The following is a 4,924-nucleotide window of genomic DNA, read 5'->3' as shown; positions in this document are numbered from 1 at the left end:
AATTTTCAGCCTCTTTTTTTATTATTACTTGTTAAAAAACTAACCTTGTTTTTAATTTATAGAATAGCAAAAAGTCCCTCTCCAAAGTATTCTGCCCGTTTTGAAGAGAAACTATTTTTGACCTCTAAATTTAAAAATTAAGTGATATCATGGTACTGTTTATAAACATCTTGTCGATTAAGACCATATGTTTTTGCAACCTGCTTAATTGCAGCATTTGTTTTGATTCCTTGAGCGATAAGCTCTTCAACAAACTGCTTAGCAGACTGGTTTGCTGCGAGTTTAGGAGCCGTCTCCGTAACCCCCTCAACTAAGATTATGCATTCCCCTTTAATATCATTTCCCCTGATATCCGCAATGACTTCTGAAATCGTCCCTCGAATATACTCTTCATAGACCTTTGTGAGTTCTCTAGCAATTACCACTTGACGATTCCCATAGATGTCTAACATATTTTCCAAGGTCGTTTGAATGCGATGAGGAGATTCGTAAAAAATCTGTGTCTCTGGATACATCTTTTTTTGTTCAAAAAAGTCTTTTTGCTGGCCGGACTTTCTTGGCAAAAAACCATAAAAAATGTGTGGTTGAGGAGCTAAACCACTAGCAATCAGAGCTGAAATTCCTGCACTTGCTCCAGGAATCGTTACTACTGCTATATTTGCTGAGATAGCCTCCTTCACTAAATCATGCCCTGGATCCGATATAGATGGCATACCGGCATCCGATACTTGTGCGATCTTCTCACCAGCTTGTAACCGTTGCATGATTTCAGGAATCTTCACTCGAGCATTGTGTTCATGAAAGCTCATTTGGGGAGTTTTAATCGAAAAGTGAGACAACAAAAGTCCTGTAACTCTCGTATCTTCTGCTAAAATCAAATCAGCTATTTCAAGTGTTTGAATCCCCCTAAAAGTCATATCCTCCATATTCCCAATAGGTGTAGCCACTAAAAAAAGACACCCTTCATTTTGTTTAAAACTACGCTTTCTACTCACTTCAGCTCCTATCTAAAGAGGAGTTCATCACAGAACATACACTCTTCATCGTTTTCTCTTCTTTGCCCATAAAATGTCACACAAATGTGAAAACCATCCATGTAAATCTTTTCAAGATTATCTCGTCCCTGATGGTTCTTGTGAACTTGTGGTTTTTCAACTACCTCTCCTAGACGTTCTCTTAATTTTTCATTTTCCAATCTTAATTTTGTATTTTCACCAATGACTTCTTTTAAATGTTTTTTTATAGCTTCTACTTCAGCTAGAGTTACTAATAACTCTTGTGAAAACTGATCTAAGGCATCAAATAAATCTTTTTTATCCATTATTCCTCCACGTTGCTAGGTTAGCACCATATATTCAAGAGCATTCTGAAAACTAACATTTGCAGACCACATTTCTCGAGCTAAAACTAGTTTATCTAAAAAAAGACGATTTTGCTTGAGTTCCAGTTGTGAAGCCAACAAAAGTTCCAATAGACGAAAAGCCTGACTCTGCTTTTCTTTTTCATCACACAGTTGACTTAGTTTAGCAACTTGTAGAAAAGCTGTTGCTTCTTGATTTAGCAATAACTTTGTAAACCGCTCCAATTCTTGAACCAAATCAAAAAAGACTGTACTCTTACTAAGACTCTCTGCTTCTTTCATACTTTGAGCAAAACCAGCTAATAAATTCGCTTGTGTTTTTAACAATCCGGTACGTTCTAGATAGTCGGATAACAAAGCTTCCTGTTTAGGAAAACGTACTTTTTGAGTACGACTTTTTATCGTAGGTAACACCTTCTGCTCGTTTGCCGTCAATAAAAAAATATAAACCTCACTTTGTGGCTCCTCGATTACTTTAAGCAAAGAGTTAGCTGCATTGACATGCATTTTGTCGCTATCAACGATAATAAATACTTGCTTGCTGCCTTCTACTCCAGAACGTGAAAAATCTTTGACCAAGTCCCTAACTCGTTCCGTCTTGATAATTTGGTTACTTGGACGAACAATGGTCACATCGGAGAATTCCTCACTTGCAATCAGTTTACAAGATCTGCACTGTCCACAAGATTCCACACCTACTTTTTCCGTGCAAAATAAACTTTGCGCTAAAAAAAGACTCATCTCAAAACTTCCAAAGTTTCCTGAAAAGAGATAAGCATGATGTAGCCTCTCTCTTTCTAAAACGTTTAAAAAATATTGATAGATTTGCGGTTGAAGGTTTTGCAATTCTTCTTTTGTTATCATAGATGAAACCGTTTCTTCAAAATAGCGAGGGAATCTGCAAGAACTGTTTCAAGAGCTGGACGTGCATCGATTTTTACAAAGCGATCCGATTCCTTTTCTAAAATCGAAAGATAGCCTTCTCTGACACGACGATGAAGTTCTAAACCTTCTAAGTCCAAGCGATTGACCTCACGATTTCCATCTTTTGCAATCCGTGCTAAGCCCTCTTCAACAGGTAGGTCAAAGTATAGTGTTAAGTCTGGTCTTAATCCGTCTGTCGCAAAATCATTCAACCATTCAATATCCGTAACTGAAAGTCCACGACCAAACCCCTGGTAAGCAACAGAGCTATCAATAAAACGATCCATTAGAACAATCTTACCTGAAGCCAATGCAGGTAGAACCCGTTCCGCTAAATGCTGTCTTCGACTAGCAATGTAAAGAAGGAGTTCTGTCTTTGCATCCATATTGGTATGATGAGGATTTAAAATGACCTCACGAATTCGCTCAGCGATTTCGACACCTCCAGGTTCACGAGTGGTGATGTAATCCAGTCCATCCGCTTCTAACTTTTCTACGATTTTCTCCAGTACACTTGATTTTCCAGCCCCCTCAGGACCTTCAAGTGAAATCAACAATCCATTTCTCAAGTTCTTCATATTTCTATTTTACCAAAAAACATCAAAAAAATCTGACATCAATAAACTTTTTTGAAAACCTTTCAACCCCTACCTTTTTAGGTTAAGATTTGGTATAATATGGATAGAAAAATTTGAGGTGAGAGAATGAAAGAACTTTCTATTAAAGACAGTTTGATTATTATTTTAGGTGCTGGGCTTTTTGCCTTTGGGATTAACTATCTTATCGTTCCCAACCATTTGTTTGAAGGTGGAATCACGGGGATTACCCTTATTACGAAGTATTTGTTTAATCTACCTGTCTCGCTTATGAACTTGATTTTCAACATTCCTATTTTTATTGTTGGCTGGAAAATTCTAGGTCGAAAATCTCTTTACTCTAGCCTGCTTGGTACCCTCAGTGTCTCTGCTTGGTTAGCGCTATTTGAACGCTTGCATTTCACGATTGACCTAAAAGGGGATCTTATTATCGTTAGTCTTCTAGCAGGGATTGTCATGGGTGCTGGACTTGGTATCATCTTTAACGCTGGAGGAACTACAGGTGGGTCTGATATTATCGCACGTATTTTCAATAAATACACTACCATTTCCATGGGAAAACTCATGCTCATTATTGATTCCTGTGTACTTGTCCTAACCCTCATAGTCTTTAAAGACCCACGCACTGTGGCCTATACACTTATTTTCGTCTATATCGTTTCACATGCTATTGACTTGATTGGTGAGGGAGGTTATGCGGGCAAGGGATTCCTTATCGTAACTCATAATTCGCAACTTCTCGCCAAACGGATCAACGATGATCTCGGTCGTGGAGTTACCTATCTAAAAGGTCAGGGATATTATAGCCAAGAGCATTTAGACATCATTTATTGTGTCGTTGGTCGTAGTGAAATAAAGGCTATGAAAGAACTCATTCACGCCATCGATCCAACAGCCTTTATCACAATCACGGATGCTCATGAGATCTTGGGAGAAGGCTTCACCCTTGATGAAAACAAGCAACCAATGAACAGATAACCATCAGAAAATAAAAACTGATGGTTTTTTTATTTCTTCCTTTTATTGTTAGACAGGGAAATGCCGCCAAACGATTATCACCTTTCTCTAGCTGAACCTCCTATCTAGCGCTGTTTATACTCAATGAAAATCAAAGAGCAAACTAGGAAGCTAGCTGCAAGCTGTACTTGAGTACGGTAAGGCGAAGCTGACGTGGTTTGAATTTGATTTTCGAAGAGTATTAGACACTTACTGCCCTTTCTTAACACTACCTTTGCTTGATTGAGTTTATTAACCTAGTGATGAAGGATTTTTTCCACCCTATCTTGTCTTAGTAAAAAAAGCAAACAAAAAAGGCTGAGACAATCGTCTTCAGCCTCTATATGAATTCCTTATCATCCTTGGGGGTAGGACTAGGAACTAAAAATTTTCAATTTTGAGTTCCGTTCCACTCCCAATTACTTGGCATAATCAATCGCTCGTGTTTCACGAATGACTGTAACCTTAATATTTCCTGGATATTCTAAGTTGGATTCGATCTTTTCACGAATCTTGTGAGCAAGAACCGTAATCTTATCATCCTTAATCTTACCTGGATTTACCATGATGCGAATCTCACGACCAGCCTGAAGTGCAAAGCTGCTCTTGATGCCATCAAAGCTATTGGCAATTTCTTCCAAGTCTTGTAGTCGTTTGATGTAGTTCTCAAGTGATTCACTACGGGCGCCAGGACGAGCAGCACTAAGCGAATCTGCTGCTGCAACAATCACTGCAATGACACTTTCTGCTTCTACATCACCATGGTGACTTGCAATCGTGTTCACTACAACTGGATGCTCCTTGTACTTCCGAGCCAACTCGGTTCCAATCTCAACATGACTGCCTTCTACTTCGCGATCGATTGATTTTCCAATATCATGTAGGAATCCTGCTCGTTTTGCAAGACTAGCATTTTCTCCCAACTCACTCGCAATAATGCCAGACAGTTTTGCCACTTCAATGGAATGTCGAAGGACATTTTGTCCGTATGAAGTCCGGAACTGCAAACGCCCCATGATTTTCATCAAATCTGGATGGAGGTTTGGTG

Annotated in this window: 6 protein-coding genes; 1 reads left to right on the top strand and 5 read right to left on the bottom strand. The window is 38.8% G+C overall.

Annotated features, from left to right (window positions below; translation table 11 throughout):
* Positions 1 to 137 precede the first annotated feature (137 nt).
* The 4 genes from rsmI to tmk are packed head-to-tail and all read right to left on the bottom strand — an operon-like array spanning position 138 to position 2,853.
* Positions 138 to 995, bottom strand: a complete 858-nt coding sequence (gene rsmI / locus STRDD10_RS00065; RefSeq protein ID WP_067191957.1) for a 16S rRNA (cytidine(1402)-2'-O)-methyltransferase — start codon at positions 993 to 995, stop codon at positions 138 to 140.
* Between the two features lie 8 nt (positions 996 to 1,003).
* A complete protein-coding gene (yabA, locus tag STRDD10_RS00060; protein ID WP_067191955.1) occupies positions 1,004 to 1,321 on the bottom strand; it encodes a DNA replication initiation control protein YabA in 318 nt (105 codons plus the stop codon).
* Between the two features lie 15 nt (positions 1,322 to 1,336).
* Positions 1,337 to 2,221 (bottom strand): DNA polymerase III subunit delta', encoded by an 885-nt coding sequence (locus STRDD10_RS00055; protein ID WP_156468571.1) that lies wholly within the window; start codon positions 2,219 to 2,221, stop codon positions 1,337 to 1,339.
* Positions 2,221 to 2,853 (bottom strand): dTMP kinase, encoded by a 633-nt coding sequence (gene tmk / locus STRDD10_RS00050; protein WP_067192984.1) that lies wholly within the window; start codon positions 2,851 to 2,853, stop codon positions 2,221 to 2,223. Before tmk ends, STRDD10_RS00055 begins: the two co-directional genes overlap by 1 nt.
* 135 nt (positions 2,854 to 2,988) lie before the next feature.
* On the opposite strand from tmk, the gene STRDD10_RS00045 reads away from it, so the two are divergent.
* Positions 2,989 to 3,858: a YitT family protein gene (locus STRDD10_RS00045; protein WP_067191950.1), complete on the top strand. Its 870-nt coding sequence runs from the start codon at positions 2,989 to 2,991 to the stop codon at positions 3,856 to 3,858.
* A gap of 437 nt (positions 3,859 to 4,295) precedes the next feature.
* On the opposite strand, the gene STRDD10_RS11355 is transcribed toward STRDD10_RS00045, so the two are convergent.
* Positions 4,296 to 4,924: HDIG domain-containing metalloprotein (locus tag STRDD10_RS11355; protein WP_231853327.1), on the bottom strand; the 629-nt coding region annotated here is incomplete at its 5' end.

It is taken from the genome of Streptococcus sp. DD10 (assembly GCF_001578805.1).
GTDB lineage: Bacteria > Bacillota > Bacilli > Lactobacillales > Streptococcaceae > Streptococcus.
The sequence above is the reverse complement of the archived record's forward strand: the minus strand, read 5'-3'. Positions and strand labels throughout refer to the sequence as shown.